The following is a 17,813-nucleotide window of genomic DNA, read 5'->3' on the forward strand; positions in this document are numbered from 1 at the left end:
GCTCTCCTTGCGGTCTGTCCCCTTTGGGGAAACGTGAAAATGGCGGCCGATCCGTCGGCCGCCATCCGGTTCATCTGGTGGGTGCAGCCTCAGCCGTCGAAGTTCACCGATTCGATCAGCTTGAGCGCCTCGGCCCGCTGCGCCGCCACTTCGGCGAGGCCGATCTCGTCCGGCGTGAACTCGCCCCAGCTCTGCACCAGCTCCGAGCGGGCGACGCCTTCCTTGACCGGGAATTCGTGGTTGGTCTCGGCGTAGATCCGCTGCGCCTCGTCCGAGGTCAGCCATTCCATCAGCTTCAGCGCCGCCTCGCGGTTCGGAGCGGCCCTGGTCATGGCCACGCCCGAGATGTTCATGTGCGTGCCGCCACCCTCGAAGGTCGGGAAGGTGATACGGACCGAGTCGGCCCATTCCTTCTGTTCGGGATCATTGGCCATCTGGCCCATGTAGTAGGTGTTTCCGAGGCTGATGTCGCACTCGCCCGCCCAGATCGACTTCACCTGATCGCGGTCGCCGCCCTCGGGCTTCTTGGCGAGGTTGGCCTTCACGCCCTCGAGCCAGCTCCGCGCGGCCTCGGCGCCGTGGTGGGCGAGCACCGCCCCCGTGAGCGCCACGTTGTAATCGTTGGTGAACGAGCGCGTGCAGATCCGGCCCTTCCACTTCTCCGAGGCGAGATCCTCGTAGGTGGTGACTTCGCCATCGGCCACGCGCTCCTTCGAGGCATAGACGATGCGCGCCCGGCTGGTCAGGCCGAACCAGTGGCCCTCGGGATCGCGGAACGACTCGGGGATGTTGGCGTCCAGCACCTCGGACTCGACGGGTTGCGTGACGCCCGCATCCACCACCTGCATCAGCCGCGCGATGTCCACGGTCAGAACCAGGTCGGCGGGCGAGCGGTCGCCCTCGGCCACCAGCCGTTCGGCCATCCCCTTGTCCACGAAGGCCACATTCACATCGATGCCGGTTTCGGCGCTGAACGCGTCCACCAGCGGCTGAATCAGCTCGGGTTGGCGGTGCGAGTAGATGTTCACCTCCTCGGCCAGGGCAGGCAGCGCGGTCGTGCAAAGCGCGAGGGCGATGGAAGATGCAATGGCGGGACGCATGTTGACCTCTTTTGTCGGATACGAGCGGCATTAACCCCGAACCGTCGCACCGCGTCAATAGTTGAGCATAGTTATCAGGATTGCCCTTCCCGTTCCTCCGCCTTGGCGCGGTTCCAGAGGGCGTCCATCTCGGCCAGATCGCTGTCCTCGGGTCGGCGGCCCTCGGCCGCCAGCAGCGCCTCGATCCGCTCGAAGCGGCGGGTGAACTTGGCATTGGCGGCGCGGAGCGCAGCCTCGGGATCGACCTTCAGGTGCCGGCCGAGATTGGCGATCACGAAGAGGAGATCGCCGAACTCCTCGAAGGTCTCTTCCTCGGTCAGCGTGTCGCGCGCCTCGACCAGCTCGCGCGCCTCCTCGACGATCTTGTCCACCACCTCGTCCGTCGAGGGCCAGTCGAAGCCCACGCGCGCCGCCCGCTTCTGCAGCTTGACCGCCCGGGTCAGCGCCGGAAGCCCCAGCGCGACACCTTCGAGCACGCCTCCCTGCGCCCGCCCCGCCCGTTCGGCGGCCTTGATCCGCTCCCAGTCGGCGGTCTGCTGCTCGGCCGACTTGTCGCGCGATTCGTCGCCGAAGACATGCGGGTGCCGGGCGATCATCTTGTCGGCGATGCCCGAGGCCACCGCCTCGAAGTCGAAGAGGCCGCGCTCCTCGGCCATGCGGGCGTGAAAGACGGTCTGCAGCAGCAGATCGCCCAGCTCGCCCCGCAGGTCGTCCCAGTCCTCGCGCTCGATGGCGTCGGCCACCTCATGCGCCTCTTCCAGCGTGTAGGGCGCGATGCTGGCGAAGGTCTGCTCCACGTCCCAGGGGCAGCCGCGCTCGGGATCGCGCAGGCGCTCCATGATGGCGAGAAGGCGGGGGAGGCCGGGGCCGGTGGTGAAAGGGTCGGACATGGTCGGTCTCGCGCTGGTGGGACGGCGTCCGGGATAACGGCCCCGATCGGCGCGGTAAACCGCTCCTGCCGCAGGCCTTGCGCCATGCGCCTTGCGGACGGGCGGGAATTGGGCTTCCTTGCGCGCTGATCCGAGTCCGAGGAGACCACTCATGCCCGTCATCAACCGCATCGCCGACTACGCGGAGGAGATGAGGGTCTGGCGCCGCCATCTCCACCGCCACCCCGAGCTGCGGTTCGACTGCCACGCCACGGCCGCCTTCATCGCCGAGCGTCTGCGCGAGTTCGGCGTGGACGAGATCCACGAGGGCGTGGCCACCTCGGGCCTCGTCGCCATCATCGAGGGGCAGGGCGAGGGTCCGACCATCGGCCTGCGCGCCGACATGGACGCGCTGCCGATCGAGGAGCTGACGGGGGCCGATCATGCCTCGACCGTGCCGGGGCGGATGCACGCCTGCGGCCATGACGGCCATGTGACGATGCTGCTCGGCGCCGCCCGCTACCTGGCCGAGACGCGGCGGTTCGCGGGGCGCGTCGCGCTGATGTTCCAGCCCGCCGAAGAGGACGGCGGCGGCGGCGAGGTCATGGTGCGCGAGGGCGTGATGGACCGCTTCGGCATCCGCGAGGTCTATGGCATCCACAATGCCCCGAACGTGCCGCTCGGACGGTTCGTCACCGGGCCGGGGCCGCTGATGGCGGCGGTCGATACGGCGACGGTCCGGGTGATCGGCAAGGGGGGCCACGGCGCCACGCCCCACGATACGGTCGATCCGGTGGTGGCCATCGTCGGCATGGTCTCGGCGCTGCAGACCATCATCTCGCGCAACATCTACACGCTGGACGATCTCGTGCTGTCGGTAACCCAGATCCACACCGGCTCGGCCTCGAACATCATCCCCGAGGACGGCTGGTTCTGCGCCACGATCCGCACCTTCACCCCCGAGGTGCGCGACCTCGTGCGCCGGCGCTTCCATGAGATCGTCGAGGGCCATGCGACGGCCTACGGCGTGCGGGTCGAGATCGACTACGAGCTGGGCTACCCGCCCACGGTGAACGATCCGGCCAAGGCCGCCTTCGCCGCCGAAGTCGCCGCCGAGATCGCGGGCGAGGCCGGCGTCGAGGCCAACGCCAACCGCGAGATGGGATCGGAGGATTTCGCCTACATGCTCGAGGCGCGCCCCGGCGCATATCTCTTCCTCGGGATCGGGCCGGGGGCGGGCCTGCACCATCCGGCCTATGATTTCAACGACGAGGCTGCCCCTCTGGGCGCAAGCTTCTTCGCCCGGCTGGTCGAACGCGCCCAGCCGCTCGAGGCGTGAGACCGCCGGAGCCCGTGGCTGGCGCCCGGGGCACCGCGCCCCTATCCTGCGCCAGCCGCCGCGCAGGGCGGGGCGGTGCTCGCGCGGGGGCTGGCGCGCCGCGCGGGCTTGGCTAGACTGCCCGCCGACGGCGGACCGAGGCGAGAGAGATGGCACTGGAAGATGCGAAGAACGAAGTGGACGTGGCCTTCACCCGGGCCGACGCCCGCGGCTACGCCTGCGAAAACGCCTTCGCGGGCGCCACGAGCTTCCTGCGCCGCCGCTACACCAAGGACCTGACCGGCGTCGATCTGGCGATCACCGGCGTGGGCTTCGACCAGGCGGTGACGAATCGCACCGGCACCCGCTTCGGCCCCCGCGCGATCCGCGAGGCCTCGACCCTTCAGCCCTACGACCGGCCCTTCGGCTGGGGCTTCGACCCGCTCGAGACGATGACGGTGGTCGATTACGGAGACCTCGCCTTCGACTACGCCCGGACCGCGGATTTCCCCGGCCGCCTCACCGCCCATGTCGCGGGGATCCTGGCCGCGGGGGCGGGGGCGATCACGCTCGGCGGTGACCATTCGATCACGCTGCCGATCCTGCGCGCCCATGCGGCGGTCTTCGGCCCGCTCTCGGTGGTCCAGTTCGACGCCCATTCCGATCTCTGGGTCGATGACGACCCCGGCCGGATCGACCACGGCACCTTCATGTACAAGGCCGTGAAGGAGGGCCTCGTCGATCCCGCCCGCTCGGTCCAGGTGGGCATCCGCACCGACACGCCGGACTGGCTCGGCATGAACGTGATCGACGCGCGCACCGTGCACGAGCAGGGCCCGGCCGCGATCGCGACCCGCGTGCGCGACATCGTGGGCGCGCATCCGGTCTATCTGACCTTCGACATCGACGCGCTCGACCCCGCCTTTGCCCCCGGCACCGGCACCCCGGTCTGGGGCGGGCTCGCCTCCTGGCAGGCGGCCGCCATCCTGCGCGATCTGGCGGGTGTCGCGCTTGTCGGCGGCGATGTGGTCGAGGTCTCGCCCCCCTACGATTCCGCCGGCATCACCGCCGTCGCGGGGGCCCATGTAGCCTACGAGTTGATCTGTCTCTATGGTTGGAGAAGGCGCAAGGAATGAAACGGATGAGCTACCTGCTTCTCGCCCTCGTTGTCCTCGCAGGCGGCCTGATGGCCTATGTCCGCTTCGCGCCGAACGAACCGGCGGCCTGGCACGTCGATCCGACCGCGGTCACCGCGCGCGGCGCCGACAACAGCTTCCTTGCGGCCCCGGGGGGCGATGTCGAACCGCTGCATCTGGCGCTGCCGCCCGATCAGGTGGCGGCCCGGCTAGATACCATCGCCGCCGACTGGCCCCGCACACGACCCATCGCGGGCGAAGGCTTTCACCGCACCTGGATCACCCGGACGAAATGGTGGGGCTTCCCCGACTTCACCTCCGTCCGCCTCGTGGCGACCGAGGATGGCGGCACCGATGTCACGCTCTTCGCCCGCTCGCGCTTCGGCAAGAGCGACCTCGGCGTGAACCGCGCCCGCGGCCAGGAGTGGCTGGCCCGTCTCCGCTCCTGAGGTTCATTCTGGCTCAAATATCCTCGGGGGGAGCCGCCCCGCCGGGGCGGCCGGGGGGCAGACAGCCCCCCGCTCCGGCAGCCCCCACAGGTCTCATCCCGCTTCCGTCCACCCCACCTGACCCCTTGACCACGGCCGATCCGCAGGACAAACCGCCCCCATGGTGCCGATGGACCGCCTTCTCCAGATCGTCCGCCGCTTCGAGTTTCTCGAGGCGCGTCTGTCGGCCGGCGCCGCCCCCGCCGAGATACCCTCCCTCTCGCGCGAATATGCCGAGCTGAAGCCGGTCGTGGCGGAGATCGCCGCCTACCGCACCGCGCTCGAGGATCTGGCCGAGGCCGAGGCCATGCTCGCCGATCCCGAGATGCGCGCCCTGGCCGAGGATGAGCTGCCCCGCCTGCGCGCCCGCATCCCCGAGATGGAGCAGGCGCTCCGTCTGGCGCTGCTGCCCCGCGACGCGGCCGATGCCCGCCCCGCCATCCTCGAGATCCGGCCCGGCACCGGGGGCGAGGAAGCCGCGCTCTTCGCCGGCGACCTGCTGCGCATGTATCAGCGCTACGCCGAGGCGCAGGGCTGGCGGTTCGAGCTTCTCGACCTCGCCCCCTCCGAGCTCGGCGGTATTCGCGAGGCCACCGCCCGGATCGAGGGCGAGGGCGCCTTTGCCCGCCTCAAGTACGAATCCGGCGTGCACCGTGTCCAGCGCGTGCCCGAGACCGAGGCGCAGGGCCGCATCCACACCTCGGCCGCGACCGTCGCGGTCCTTCCCGAGGCCGAGGAGGTCGATATCGACATCCCCGCCGCCGACATCCGCATCGACACGATGCGCTCCTCGGGCGCGGGCGGCCAGCATGTCAACACCACCGATTCGGCGGTGCGCATCACCCACCTGCCGACGGGCATCGTGGTGACCTCCTCGGAAAAGTCCCAGCACCGCAACCGCGAGATCGCGATGCAGGTGCTGCGCGCCCGTCTCTACGATCTCGAACGGCAGCGGCTGGCCGAGGCCCGCTCCGCCGACCGCAAGGCGCAGGTGGGCTCCGGGGACCGGTCCGAGCGCATCCGCACCTACAATTTCCCGCAGGGACGGATGACCGACCACCGCATCAACCTCACGCTCTACGCGCTGCCGCAGATCATGGCCGGGGATCTGGCCGAGGTCATCGCCGCGCTGACGGCGCATGATCAGGCCGCGCGGCTGGCCGAGATGGAGGCATGAGGGCGGCCGACGCGCTGCGCGCCGCGATCGCGCGCCTCCAGGCCGCGGGCGTGGAGGATGCCCCGCGCGACGCCCGCCGCCTCATGGCCCACGCGCTCGGGATCGCGCCGGACCGGATCACGCTCCACCTGCCGGACCCGCTCCTGCCCGAGGCCGACGCCCGCTTCGAGGCCGCGCTGGCCGCCCGCATCGCCCGCCAGCCCGTCGCGCAGATCGTGGGAGAACGGCTCTTCTGGGGCCGCCCGTTCCGCGTCACGCGGGACACGCTCGACCCGCGCCCCGAGACCGAGTGCCTGATCGAGGCGGCGCTGGCCGCCCCCTTTGCCACGCTCCTCGACCTCGGCACCGGCACCGGCTGCATCGCGATCACCCTTCTGGCCGAGCGTCCGGCCGCGCGCGGCGTGGCAACCGACCTCTCGCCCGCCGCGCTGGCGGTGGCCGAGGGCAACGCCCTGGCCCTCGGGGTCGCGGACCGGCTGGACTGCCGCCGTTCCGACTGGTTCGCCGCCGTGCCCGAGCGGTTCGATCTGATCCTGTCCAACCCGCCCTACATCGCCGCCCACGAAATGGCCGAGCTCGCGCCCGAGGTCCGCGAGTGGGAGCCCCGCATGGCGCTGACCCCCGAGGGCGACGGCCTCGACGCCTACCGCGCCATCACCGCCGGCGCATCCGCCCATCTGGCGCCGGGCGGCCGCCTCCTCCTCGAGATCGGGGCAGGGCAGGGCGCCGACGTGGCCGGTCTCTGCGCCTCGGCGGGGCTGACGGAGGTCCGTATCCTGCCGGATCTGGACGGGCGCGACCGGCTGGTCGCTGCGCGCCGTCCCGCCGTATGACCCATCCGCCACCGCGTCCGACCTTGGTCAATTGGTCGCGCCCCTTGCCGAATCCGGATGTCCGCCCCATTTTTCCCTTGCCAGCCACCCGGCGGCGTGATTACTCGGACATGCGCCGAGGGGATGGTCCGCCTTACCCGTGATCGTTCTCCGCGCGGCCAAGCCTGAAATGCACGTTATGCCCCGGATCGGATTTCGAGCCACCGGGAGCGGCCACCTCAGGGCTGCAGCATACCGGCAGGGCCAGATCATCTGGATACAAGGACAAGATGAGATCCTCCAAGTCCCGCTCGCGTTCGAAATCGAACCGCCCGCGCAGCCTCGGCAATATCGTCAACCGCGTGTTTGACAGCTCCGGTCCTGAGGGCAAGGTGCGGGGCACGCCGGCGCAGATCATCGAGAAATATCTGTTTCTCGCGCGCGACGCCCAGCTGTCCAACGACCGGGTGGCGGCCGAGAATTTCCTGCAGCATGCCGAGCATTACACCCGCCTCCTGGGCGAGGCGCAGCGCGAGCTGGCCGCCGAGCAGGAGAACCGCCGGTCCGAGCATCAGCAGAACCAGACCAACCAGGGCCAGGGCGGCCAGCCCCAGCAGGGCAACCACCGCCACGACCGGCCGCGCGACGAGCGCCGCGACGACCGGCAGGACCAGCCCCGCCCCGAGCGCGAGCCGCGCCCCGAGGCCCAGCCGCAACCGGCCGAGGCGCCCGCCAGCTCGCATGCGGTGATCGACCTCTCCGAGAATGCCGAGGAAGAGACCGGCCTCGTCGAGACGCCCGAGGCGCGCCCGCGGCACCGCCCGGCCCCGCGCCGCCGGTCCGAGCCGTCCGATCCGCCGGCCCCCCAGGCCGACAGCCCGTCCGAGCCGGCCGCCGAGAAGACCCCCGACGCATCGAACCCCGAGCCCAAGGCCGACCGTCCGCGTCGGCCGCGCGGCCCCCGCAAGCCGAAGGCTCGCGAGGATGGCGATGGCTCGCCCGACGGCGACGGGCCACGCGAAGCCGCGGAATGACACCAGGCGGGGCGCGCGCCAGGCCGCCCCGCCGAACCTCAGCCCGCCACCCGGCGGGCGAGGGCGCAGAAGGCCTCCAGTGACAGCTCTTCCGCGCGCTGCGTGGGCTCGATCCCCGCATCGCGCAGCACCGTCTCGATGTCGGGCGCCAGCCCCTTCAGGCTCGACCGGAGCATCTTGCGCCGCTGGTTGAAGGCCATGGCCGTCACCCGCGACAGCACGGCCGCATCGGCCGGATAGCGCGGCCCCGCAAGCCGGGTGAAATGCACCACCGCCGAATGAATGGCCGGTGGCGGGGTGAAGGCTTCGGGCGGCAGCGTCAGCACGATCTTCGGCTCGGTCCGCCACTGCGACAGGAGCGCCAGACGCCCGTAGGCCTTCGAGCCCGGCCGCGCCACGATCCGCTCGGCCACCTCCTTCTGGAACATCAGCGTCAGGCTCTCCCAGAAGGGCGGCCAGTCCGACGAGAGCCAGCGCGTCAGCAGCTCGGTTCCGACATTGTAGGGCAGGTTCGCCACGATGCGGATCGGCGGCGTCAGGCGCGCGGCCACGTCCACCTCGAGCGCATCGGCGTTCAGGACCTCGAGGCGCCCCGGCCACGCCGCCGCCACCTCGGCCAGAGCCGGCAGGCAGCGCGCATCCTTCTCGATGGCCAGCACGCGCCGCGCGCCCTCGGCCAGCAACCCGCGCGTGAGACCGCCCGGCCCGGGCCCCACCTCCAGTACGTCCGATCCCTTCAGATCGCCCGCCAGCCGCGCGATCTTGGCCGTCAGGTTCAGGTCGAGCAGGAAGTTCTGCCCCAGCTGCTTCTTCGCCGACAGCCCGTGCGCCCGGATCACCTCGCGCAGGGGCGGCAGCCCGTCAATCGCGGCCAATGTCTGCCTCCGCCTCTTTCACTCTGTCCAAATATCCTGCGGGGGTGCGGGGGTGCAAAACCCCCGTCGCGCTGTCCTCAGCGCCGCGCCCGCGCCATCGTGGCCGCCATCTCCAGCGCCGCCACCAGGCTCGACGGGTCGGCCACCCCGCGGCCCGCGATGTCGAAGGCCGTGCCGTGATCGGGCGAGGTGCGGATGAAGGGCAGCCCCAGCGTCACGTTCACCCCGCCGGCAAAGTCGATGGTCTTGATCGGGATCAGCGCCTGGTCGTGATACATCGCCACCGCGCAGTCGTAGCGGGCCCGTGCGCCGGCGTGGAACATCGTGTCGGCCGGCAGCGGTCCGGTCAGGTCCAGCCCCTCGGCGCGAAGCCGCTCCAGAACGGGCGCGATCACGTCAAGATCCTCGCGCCCCATGGCGCCTCCCTCTCCGGCATGGGGGTTGAGGCCCGTCACCCAGATCCGCGGCCTGTCCAGCCCGAAGTCGCGGCCGAGCGCGGCGTGCGTGATCCGCAGCACCTCCTCGAGCAAGGGTTGCGTCAGCTGCTTCGGAACTTCCGACAGCGGAATGTGGATCGTCGCCGGCACCACCCGCAGGCCCGGACAGGCCAGCATCATCACCACCTGCCCGACGCCGGCCAGCGACGCGAGATATTCCGTATGGCCGGGGAAGGCGAAGCCCGCCCCGTCCTTCAGCGCCTTCTTGTGGATCGGCGCCGTGCAGACCGCCGAAGCCGCGCCCGACTGCACGAGCGACACGGCGCGGGCGATCACCGCCACCACTTCGGCCGCATTGCCCGGCGTGGGAACGCCCGGGGCCTGCGGATCGGGAAAGCGGTGGAACAGCACCGGCAGGGCCGCGGTCGGCACATCGGCCGCCTCGAACGGGGCCGAGATCCCCTGCCAGAGGCTGCCCTCGGGCAGGTGCGCGGGATCGCCGATCCAGAAGAAGGGCACGCGCGCGCCAAGCGCCCGGCGCGCCTTGACCGCAATCTCGGGTCCGATGCCCGCAGGCTCGCCGCAGGTGAGGGCGATCGGCGCGATCACGGCTCGCGGATGAGCGCGTTGGCGCGCAGATCGGCCAGATAGGCGTCGGCGGCCGCCGAGATCGTCTGGTTCACCAGCGCCTGCGCGATCCGGTTGCGGTTGATCGGCTCGTCCGTGATCGGCCGGCGCGCGCAGAGCATCAGCACGCGGCGTGCGCCCGCCGGAGTCGCGGAGGTGGAAATCTCGCCCGCGTCGAGGCGCGCCAGCTCCAGCCCCACATCCTGCGGCACCTGCGCAAGCGGCCGCGTCACGCGGCGCAACTGCTGCTCGGAGACACCCGGCATCACGGTGTAGAGATCGTCGCAATCGTCGGTCCGGGCGGTGATGCGGCCAAGCTGTCCGGCAAAGTCGCTGTCGTCGGGCAGGAACAGCTCGGCATAGTCCACCTCGATCCCCGCCGGCGCCGGCTCGCTCGTCTCGTCGATCGCGCGGACCTGGAACAGGGCCACCGCATTGGGGATCTTCAGCGGGTCGCTCACCTGTCCGGGCGACAGGGTCAGAAGCAGCGGGCCCAGGCTCGGGGGCAGGTTCTGCAGCGGCACCCAGTCGATGCGTCCGCCCCGCTCAGCCGAGGACGAGGCCGAGTAGGAGCGCGCCGCCTGCGCAAAGGCGGTTTCGCCCTGCGCGGTCCGGCGGATCTCCTCGGCGAGCGCCAGCGCGTCGGCTTCCTGGCCCGGCGGGGTGGGGATGATGATCTCGGAGAGCAGCAGCCGGATCGTCGTGCGCCGCGTCTGCCGGGTGATCGCCCGGTCGATCGCCGTCTCGGAGGGGCGGGCCTCGGCGCCGAACCGGGCGCGCATCAGTTCCCGCCAGACGAGGCCCGCATGGACGAAGTCGCGGAAGGTCTCCGGCGCGACGCCCGCCTTGCCCAATTCTTCGATGAACTGCTCGGCCGAGAGGTTCGCGCGTCCTGCGAACTCTTCCATCCCCTCGGTGACCTGGCTCTCGGTCGCCTTCAGGCCCGCGCGCTCGGCCGCGTCGAGGCGGATCTTGTCGTCGATGAGCGCGTCCATCGCCTGCTTCTCGAGGTCGCCGGTGGCCCCGAGGATGGTCAGGAAGCGGACGCGCTGCTCGAACTCGTAGTTGGTGATGACCCGGTCGTTCACGACAAGGCGCGGCGCGAAGAGGTTCTGCGCCGGCGCATCAACGGCGCTGGCGAAGGTCAGGCCTGACGCCATGACGAAGGCGAGGCAATGGGAAACGAAGGTCTTCATCTGTCCGTCAGCCGTCTTCTGCTCTTGGTCCCGTGGTCCGGGGCTCCTGGCCCCGATGGTCCGGCCTCGTTGGCCGCATGCGCGACATGTCCCGACTTCTGCCTCACCTGCGGCAGACCCGCGACGGGCCGGGTGTCACTCCGCTGCCGAAGCCGATCAGATCGACCGACAGGCCGAAATCCGTGCTCGGCGTCACACTAGTCGAGGATGTGAACCGACGCGAGAGGGAAAGATCCAGCTTCAGGCACTCGTTCCGGAACTCGAGCCCGAAGCCCGCCCGCGCGGTCCGGTCGGCCTCGAAGTCGTAGCGGCCCGCCGCGCTGGCCGACCAGGCATCGGTCAGCCGGTAGCGGGTGGTCAGCGCCAGCTCCTCGATCGGGTCGGGGCGCGCCTCCTGCTCGCTCTCGCGGATGCGGACATAGCGCGACGAGATCCCGTAGCGGTCGCGCGACAGGTCGATCTGCCACTCGGCCTTGGTCACGCCGAAGGTCTCGTCGATGATGGTGCGCTGGGTGAGCGTCAGGCCGTTCTGCAGGTTCAGTTGCAGCGCGGCCAGCCAGTCGGACTGGCTGCCGTCGAAGCCCGAGGCGGCCGAGAAGTTCGGATCCGCGTCCTGCCAGATCACCTGACCCACCGTGGCGCCGAGGGACCAGCCCGAGGCCGTGTAGCGCGTCCAGTTGATCCCGAGCGCGGCGCGGGTTCCGTCCTCTGTCGCGTCCCAGCCGGGGAAGCGGTCCAGCGCGAAGAGGCTGCCCTCGTCGAACTCGACCAGAACCGAATCCTCGTTCGGCACGCGGGCGTCGGACCTGTCGGCCCAGACCACCTGCAGCACCGGCTGGATCACGTCGCTGGTCCCGCTGGCCATGCTGCGCACCCAGGGCCAGCGCAGCTCGATCCCGGCCGCGCCGTGAAGGCGCGTGTCCGAGCCCTGCCACTCGGCGTCCTGGCTGATGTCGTAGGCGTCGGCCCCGAACTCGGCCAGCGCCGAGCCGAGGATGCCGCCGCCGAGCATCAGGTTGCGGCGCCAGTCCACCAGAACCGACAGGCGTGACATGTCGCGCCCTTCGGCAATCCCGTCGTCGTCGAGGTCGTTCGGGTTGCGGGATTCGCGCCGGTGGCTGTGGGTCGTGAGCCGGAGCCCGCCCTCGCCCCCCAGGGGGCCGAAGCCGAAGCGCCGATGGAAGGTGGCGTCGGCGACCAGCGACGGGATCGTCGCGTTGCTCTCATCCTCGCGAAGCGTGCGGAACTTCAGCAACCGGCCCGAGATGAACTCGTTGCGGCGCGCGCGGCTGATCTCGAAGCCTGACGCCAGCCTGTCCTTCTCGCCGAGGCCATAGTCGAGGTAATAGGCGCGGTCGCTGACCTCCTCGAACTGGAAGTTGAGGGTGAAGTCGCGCGGCAGGCCGAACGTCCCGCGCGCGAACAGGTAGCCGCGGCGATCGTCGGGCAGGATCTCGTCGCGCGACGTGGCGCCCTCGATCTCGATCGAGCCGAAGGACAGCGCCTCGCGGTAGCGCAGGCCCAGCGTGCGGCCGCCCTTGGTCGTGACCTGCGGCAGGAGCGTGACGTCGCGGCTGTCGCCCAGAGCGATGAAGTAGGGCACCCGCAGGCCCGTGCCGAGCTGGCTCGTGGTGAGCAGCTCGGGGCGCAGGAAGCCCGTGGCGCGGTCGCGCGTCGGGTCGGGAATGCGCAGGCGGGGCACGTAGGCCACCGGAACCCCCGCGATCCTGAGCGTGGCATGATCGAAGTGGATCATCTGCTCGGCCTCGTCATGGACGACGCGCCGGGCGCGCACCTCCCACAGCGGCACCGGGTTTTCCGCGCAGATCCGGCACGAGGACGCGACCGTCCGCCCGAGCGCGGTGTAGCGGTCGCCCACCCGCGCGATCTCGGAGGCGGCAAGCTGGAGCTGCTGGTCCAGCACGAGCCGCGCGCTCGTGAGCACGCCATTCGTCAGATCGCCCGACAGCGCGGCCTGTTCGGCAAGGACGAGCTGGCCCTCGCCGCTGTCGAGCACGATGGGGCCGTCGATCGTCAGACTGTCCTGCGCCTGGTCGTAGAGGACGCGCGAAGCCTTGAGCCGCGTGCCCCGGAACAGCACCTCGACATGGCCCTCGGCCACCAGGGTCGTCTCGTTCACGATCGACAGGCTGTCGGCCACGAGCGTGGCCTTTTCCTGCGCGGCCGCGGGCAGCGGCGCGAGGATGGTGGCACAGAGAAGGAAACTCCGCAGAAGGCGCATCAGCCGTCCTCGAGATGCAGCAGCAGGCCGAGCGAGCCCATCACGCCGATCAGCGGCGGGCTCCAGGCGGCCAGCAGGATGGGGATCTGCCCGTTCTCTCCCAGCACTTGCGCGAAGTTGCGCAGGAAGAACAGGCCGAAGCCGCTCAACAGGGCGAGAAGGACCATGCGGCCCGTGCCGCCGAAGCGGCTGTGGCGCATGGTGAAGCCCGCGGCCACGAGCACCATGGCGGCGAGCATGAAGGGAAGGGCAAGCTCCATCTGCATCCAGACCCGGTGCTTGCGGGCCGAGAAGCCCGCCCGCTCCAGCCCCGCCACATAGGCCGGAAGCTCCCAGATGGGGATGGCCGAAGGGTCGCCGAAGCTGTCCTGGATGCCCTCGCGCGTGAGGTCGGAGGGCACGCGGATGTTGCCCTCGAGGTTGGCCGACGCCTCGGGATTGGCCAGTGTCAGGTCCCAGCTCTTGGCGCCCGAAAGCTGCCAGTAGCCGGTTTCGAGCGCGGCCTGTTCGGCGGCCACCCGGCTTCGCGGCAGGCCGTTGCCGTCGAAGGTGAGGAAGGTCACCGCATAAAGCCGCGTCCCGTCGGTGTTCGAGCGCGCGGCATGGATCACCGTCTGTCCCTCCGCGCCGCCCTGCCGGAGCCAGAGGCCCTCTTCCGAGATCGACAGGATGCTCGCCTCGCCGCGGGCGAGCCGGCTTGCCGCTGCGTCATACTGGCGCGAGGTGCCGGCCACGATCGGATTGAGGACGGTCACGGCAGCCGCCCCGATCGCCAGCGCCACGATCATCGGCGCTACGAGGAAGCGCAGCCCCGACCGGCCCGCCGCCCGCACCACGACCAGCTCGCTCGTCCGGGCAAGCCCGAGGAAAAGCGCCACCGCCGCAAGGATCACGATGAGCGGCAGGATGGTGTAGATCGTCGCCGGGACCCGCAGAAGCGACAGGAGCCCCGCCTGCACCAGCGTGATCCCCTCGTCCGAGAACCTGCGCATCTGGTCGAGCACGTCGATCAGCATCATCAGGCCGAAGAACACCAGAAAGACGATGAACACCATGCGCAGGAAGCGCCGGGCGATGTAGCGCGACAGGATCATGAGGCGAAGGCCCCCATGAGGGCACGCCGCAGCCGGCGCGGCCGCTGGGCGATCCAAAGGAGCAGGATCCCGATCAGCAGCCCGACCACCGGGGCCGCATAGGCGAGCGGCCAGAGGGCCTCGTCCGTCACGCCGGCGCCCGAGGCCGCCACATTGATCGTCTGGACCACGATCAGCAGCACGACCGCAAAGAGGATCTGCCACCACAGGCCAAATCGGCTGAAGCTGCCCAGAAGCAGCGCCGCAAAGCCGATCAGCGACGAGGCGAGCCCGAGGAAGGGCTGCGCGATCCGGCTGTGCCCCTCGTAGAGGGCCGAGGCGCGGGTGGACCGCGTCTCGGCCAGAAGCGCCTCGGTCGGCGCGAGCAGGTCGGGCGTCGAAAGCTCCTCGAGCACGCGCCGCTTGGGGCCGTCGCTCTTCATGAAGGCGCCGAGGTCATAGGTGACATCGGCAAATCGGGTCAGCTCGAGCCGGCGCCCCTCGCGGGTGAGCGTCTGGGCGCTTCCGTCGATCATCAGCAGCCGCGGCGTCGTCTCGGTCCGCACCAGAAGCGCCCGGCGCGCCGTGTAGATCGTCGAACGCGCGCGGTCGCGGTCGTCCACGAGCAGGAGGTCGTTCAGCTCGCCCGTCTCGGAAATCTCGCGGATATAGAGCGTCACGCCCCGGACGGGGTGCAGGAATTCGCCGTCGCGCAGGAAACGGGCGGTCGCATTCTCGGAAATCTCGGCCGAGCGGGCGGAGAGGGTGGCCCGGCTTGCCGGAACGAGCAGGTTCATCAGGACGATCATCATCATCGCCACGATCAGGCCGAACCAGATCACCGGACGCGCGAGGCGGAAGGCGGAAAATCCCGTGGCCTGCATCACCACCAGCTCGGATTCCTGACTGAGGCGGTTCACGATGTAGATCGTGGCGGCAAAGGCCGAGAGCGGCAGAACGAGCCGGATCACGTTCGGCAGGGCAAGCAGCGAGAATTCGAGAAAGACAAGCGCCGACTGGCCGTCGGAGATCAGGTCGTCGAACAGGCCCACCGCGCGGTTGATCCAGTAGACCAGCACCAGCACGAGCGAGAAGAAGCCGAACAGCGCCACCAGTTGCGACAGGAGATATCTGTCGAATCTAGACACGCCTCGCACTTCCTGTCCGTTGTCCCCGGGGTTTGGCGGACGCTACCGGAAAACACCGCCGGGGAAAACTGGTATCTGGCGCTCGGACGGGGCAGGGGCTAGCCTCGCGCCAGAGAGGCCCGGGGGCGCGGGCGGCTTCGGCCGCCCGTGCTCCGGTGCCCGCCACAAGGGGCGCCCCGGCGCCAAGTCGTTGCAGCGGAGTTTCGTCATGACCCATCCCGTTCCCATCCAGTTCCAGAGCCCCGATCTCGAGGCCATCGCCTCGAGCGCGGGGCGCATCGTCGTCTTTGCCGGCGAAGGGGGCGCGATGGGCGCGGCCGCAAAGCGCGTGAACCGGCTGATGCGCGGCGCGCTCGAGCGGGCGGCGGCGTCCGAGGCGTTCGGCAAGCTCAAGCAGGGCGAGGCGATGGAGCTGGGCTTTCCCGCGGGCATGGCCGCGGATGCGGTCCAGCTGGTGAAGCTGGACCGGCGCTGCGATGTGGCCACCGCGCGCAAGGCGGGCGGCGCCATCGGCCGGTCGCTCTCGAAGGCGGGGACGCTGGTGCTGGCCGACACGATCCAGCGCGCGGCCGAGGTCTCGTTCGGCATCGCGCTTCGGGCCTATGACTTCACGCCGCACAAGACCGGCGAGAAGACCGTGCCCGGCCCGGTGACGATGATGGTCGCCAATCCCGAGACGGTCGCCGCCGAGGCGGGCCCGATGGCCGCACTGGCCGAGGGCATCTTCTTCACCCGCGATCTGGTGAACGAGCCCGCCAACGTGCTCTCGACCTTCGACTTCGCCGCGCGCCTTGCGGCGATGCACGAGCTGGGCCTCGAGGTCGAGATCCTCGAGGAAGAGGACATGGAAAAGCTCGGCATGCGCGCGCTTCTGGGCGTGGGGCAGGGCTCCGAGCACCCCTCGAAGCTCGTGGTCATGCAGTGGAAGGGCGGGCCCGAGGATCAGGTGCCGCTCGCCCTCGTGGGCAAGGGGGTGGTGTTCGACACCGGCGGCATCTCGATCAAGCCCGCCGCCGGCATGGAGGACATGACGATGGACATGGGCGGGGCCGCGGTGGTGGCGGGCGTGATGCGCACGCTGGCCATGCGCAAGGCCCGCGCCAATGTCGTGGGGCTGGTGGGCATCGTCGAGAACATGCCCGACGGCAACGCCCAGCGGCCGGGGGACGTGGTGCGCTCGATGAAGGGCGACACGATCGAGGTCATCAACACCGACGCCGAGGGCCGGCTCGTGCTGGCGGACGTGCTCTGGTATGCGCAGGAGCGGTTCAACCCGCGGGGCGTGATCGATCTGGCCACGCTGACGGGCGCGATCATCGTGGCGCTGGGCCATGAGAACACCGGGGTCTTCTCGAACGACGACGCCTTCTGCGCGGCCTTCCTGAAGGCGGCGCAGAGCGAGGGCGAGGGCGCCTGGCGGATGCCGATGGGCGAGCGCTATGACGAGATGCTGAAGTCGCGGATCGCCGACATGCGCAACTCGACCGGGCGCGAGGCGGGCTCGATCACGGCCGCGCATTTCCTGCGCCGCTTCGTGAAGCCCGAGACGCCGTGGATCCATCTCGACATCGCGGGTACGGCGCTGCTCAAGGGGGACACGGCGCTGGCGCCCAAGGGCGCGACCGGCTGGGGGGTGCTCTCGCTCGACCGGCTGATCCGGGACATGCTGGAGAAGTGACGGAGCCTGCGCCGGGCGGGTCGGCCGCCCGGTGCGCCGAAGGGCAGGCGGCGGCCAAGTGGCCGCGCGCCGGGGCTCTGCCCCGGACCCCGGGATATTTGGACAGAGTGAAGGAGAGGCGGGGTCGTGGGGGTCGTGATGTTCTACCACCTGACGCGCTCCTCGGCCGAGGATACGCTGCGGCTGCTGTTGCCGCGCGCGCTGGCGCAGGGGTGGCGCGTGATGCTGCGCGGCACGGACCGGGGGCGGCTCGAGGCGCTGGACCTTGCGCTCTGGCGCGTGCCGGAGGACGGATTCCTGCCGCACGGGATGGAGGGCGGGCCGCAGGACGCGGCCCAGCCGGTGCTGCTCGGGACGGGCGCGATCGGCAACGGGGCGCAGGCGCTGATGCTGCTGGACGGGGCCGAGACCGACGCCGCCGAGGCGGGGCCGCTCGAGCGGGTCTGGATCCTTTTCGACGGGCTCGACGAGGGGCAGCTGGTCCATGCGCGCGGCCAGTGGAAGGCGCTGACCGGGGCGGGTCTCAAGGCGCAATACTGGTCGGAGGAGAGCGGGCGCTGGGAGATGAAGGCCGAGGCCGGATAGACGCCCTTTCGGCCGAAG

The 17,813-nt window shown here is 70.4% G+C and carries 16 protein-coding genes; 8 read left to right on the top strand and 8 right to left on the bottom strand.

Annotated features, from left to right (window positions below; genetic code table 11):
• Positions 1–89 precede the first annotated feature (89 nt).
• Both LV780_RS05180 and mazG read right to left on the bottom strand, forming a co-directional pair.
• Positions 90–1,100 carry a Fe(3+) ABC transporter substrate-binding protein gene (locus LV780_RS05180; RefSeq protein WP_011908146.1) on the bottom strand — a complete coding sequence of 337 codons (1,011 nt, stop codon included), beginning with the start codon at positions 1,098–1,100 and terminating at the stop codon, positions 90–92.
• A gap of 74 nt (positions 1,101–1,174) precedes the next feature.
• The gene (gene mazG, locus LV780_RS05185) at positions 1,175–1,990 is read right to left on the bottom strand and encodes a nucleoside triphosphate pyrophosphohydrolase (protein WP_101340388.1); all 816 of its coding nucleotides are present in this window, start codon (positions 1,988–1,990) and stop codon (positions 1,175–1,177) included.
• Positions 1,991–2,141: 151 nt separating this feature from the next.
• Here mazG and LV780_RS05190 point away from each other — a divergent pair, with 151 nt between their 5' ends.
• The 6 genes from LV780_RS05190 to LV780_RS05215 all read left to right on the top strand — a co-directional run bounded on the left by LV780_RS05190 (position 2,142) and on the right by LV780_RS05215 (position 7,934).
• Positions 2,142–3,308 (top strand): M20 aminoacylase family protein, encoded by a 1,167-nt coding sequence (locus LV780_RS05190; protein WP_011908148.1) that lies wholly within the window; start codon positions 2,142–2,144, stop codon positions 3,306–3,308.
• A gap of 149 nt (positions 3,309–3,457) precedes the next feature.
• The gene (gene speB, locus LV780_RS05195) at positions 3,458–4,423 is read left to right on the top strand and encodes an agmatinase (protein WP_101340389.1); all 966 of its coding nucleotides are present in this window, start codon (positions 3,458–3,460) and stop codon (positions 4,421–4,423) included.
• 5 nt (positions 4,424–4,428) lie between these two features.
• A complete protein-coding gene (locus tag LV780_RS05200; RefSeq protein ID WP_085996554.1) occupies positions 4,429–4,872 on the top strand; it encodes a DUF1499 domain-containing protein in 444 nt (147 codons plus the stop codon).
• A gap of 160 nt (positions 4,873–5,032) precedes the next feature.
• The gene (gene prfA, locus LV780_RS05205) at positions 5,033–6,088 is read left to right on the top strand and encodes a peptide chain release factor 1 (RefSeq protein ID WP_101340391.1); all 1,056 of its coding nucleotides are present in this window, start codon (positions 5,033–5,035) and stop codon (positions 6,086–6,088) included.
• Positions 6,085–6,921 carry a peptide chain release factor N(5)-glutamine methyltransferase gene (gene prmC, locus LV780_RS05210; protein WP_108220815.1) on the top strand — a complete coding sequence of 279 codons (837 nt, stop codon included), beginning with the start codon at positions 6,085–6,087 and terminating at the stop codon, positions 6,919–6,921. The genes prfA and prmC overlap by 4 nt, the downstream gene beginning before the upstream one ends.
• A 269-nt stretch (positions 6,922–7,190) precedes the next feature.
• Positions 7,191–7,934 carry a DUF4167 domain-containing protein gene (locus LV780_RS05215; RefSeq protein ID WP_108220814.1) on the top strand — a complete coding sequence of 248 codons (744 nt, stop codon included), beginning with the start codon at positions 7,191–7,193 and terminating at the stop codon, positions 7,932–7,934.
• A gap of 38 nt (positions 7,935–7,972) precedes the next feature.
• Here the strand turns inward: LV780_RS05215 and rsmA are convergent, their stop codons facing one another.
• The 6 genes from rsmA to lptF form a co-directional block, all read right to left on the bottom strand.
• Complete coding sequence (rsmA, locus tag LV780_RS05220; RefSeq protein ID WP_101340394.1) at positions 7,973–8,809, bottom strand: 16S rRNA (adenine(1518)-N(6)/adenine(1519)-N(6))-dimethyltransferase RsmA; 837 nt, start codon at positions 8,807–8,809, stop codon at positions 7,973–7,975.
• 77 nt (positions 8,810–8,886) lie between these two features.
• The gene (gene pdxA / locus LV780_RS05225) at positions 8,887–9,855 is read right to left on the bottom strand and encodes a 4-hydroxythreonine-4-phosphate dehydrogenase PdxA (protein ID WP_108220813.1); all 969 of its coding nucleotides are present in this window, start codon (positions 9,853–9,855) and stop codon (positions 8,887–8,889) included.
• Positions 9,852–11,069, bottom strand: a complete 1,218-nt coding sequence (locus tag LV780_RS05230; RefSeq protein ID WP_108220812.1) for a peptidylprolyl isomerase — start codon at positions 11,067–11,069, stop codon at positions 9,852–9,854. The genes pdxA and LV780_RS05230 overlap by 4 nt, the downstream gene beginning before the upstream one ends.
• A 103-nt stretch (positions 11,070–11,172) precedes the next feature.
• Positions 11,173–13,311, bottom strand: a complete 2,139-nt coding sequence (locus LV780_RS05235; protein WP_108220811.1) for an LPS-assembly protein LptD — start codon at positions 13,309–13,311, stop codon at positions 11,173–11,175.
• Entirely contained in the window at positions 13,311–14,405 is a 1,095-nt protein-coding gene (lptG, locus tag LV780_RS05240; protein WP_011908158.1) for an LPS export ABC transporter permease LptG, read from the bottom strand. Before lptG ends, LV780_RS05235 begins: the two co-directional genes overlap by 1 nt.
• Positions 14,402–15,532: an LPS export ABC transporter permease LptF gene (gene lptF, locus LV780_RS05245; RefSeq protein ID WP_101340398.1), complete on the bottom strand. Its 1,131-nt coding sequence runs from the start codon at positions 15,530–15,532 to the stop codon at positions 14,402–14,404. The genes lptG and lptF overlap by 4 nt, the downstream gene beginning before the upstream one ends.
• A gap of 208 nt (positions 15,533–15,740) precedes the next feature.
• Here lptF and LV780_RS05250 point away from each other — a divergent pair, with 208 nt between their 5' ends.
• Both LV780_RS05250 and LV780_RS05255 read left to right on the top strand, forming a co-directional pair.
• Positions 15,741–17,210 carry a leucyl aminopeptidase gene (locus tag LV780_RS05250; RefSeq protein ID WP_108220810.1) on the top strand — a complete coding sequence of 490 codons (1,470 nt, stop codon included), beginning with the start codon at positions 15,741–15,743 and terminating at the stop codon, positions 17,208–17,210.
• Between the two features lie 138 nt (positions 17,211–17,348).
• Positions 17,349–17,795, top strand: coding sequence for a DNA polymerase III subunit chi (locus LV780_RS05255; RefSeq protein WP_181318487.1), 447 nt, complete (start codon positions 17,349–17,351; stop codon positions 17,793–17,795).
• Positions 17,796–17,813 lie beyond the last annotated feature (18 nt).

Source organism: Cereibacter azotoformans (assembly GCF_021391315.1).
Taxonomy (GTDB): Bacteria; Pseudomonadota; Alphaproteobacteria; order Rhodobacterales; family Rhodobacteraceae; genus Cereibacter_A; species Cereibacter_A azotoformans.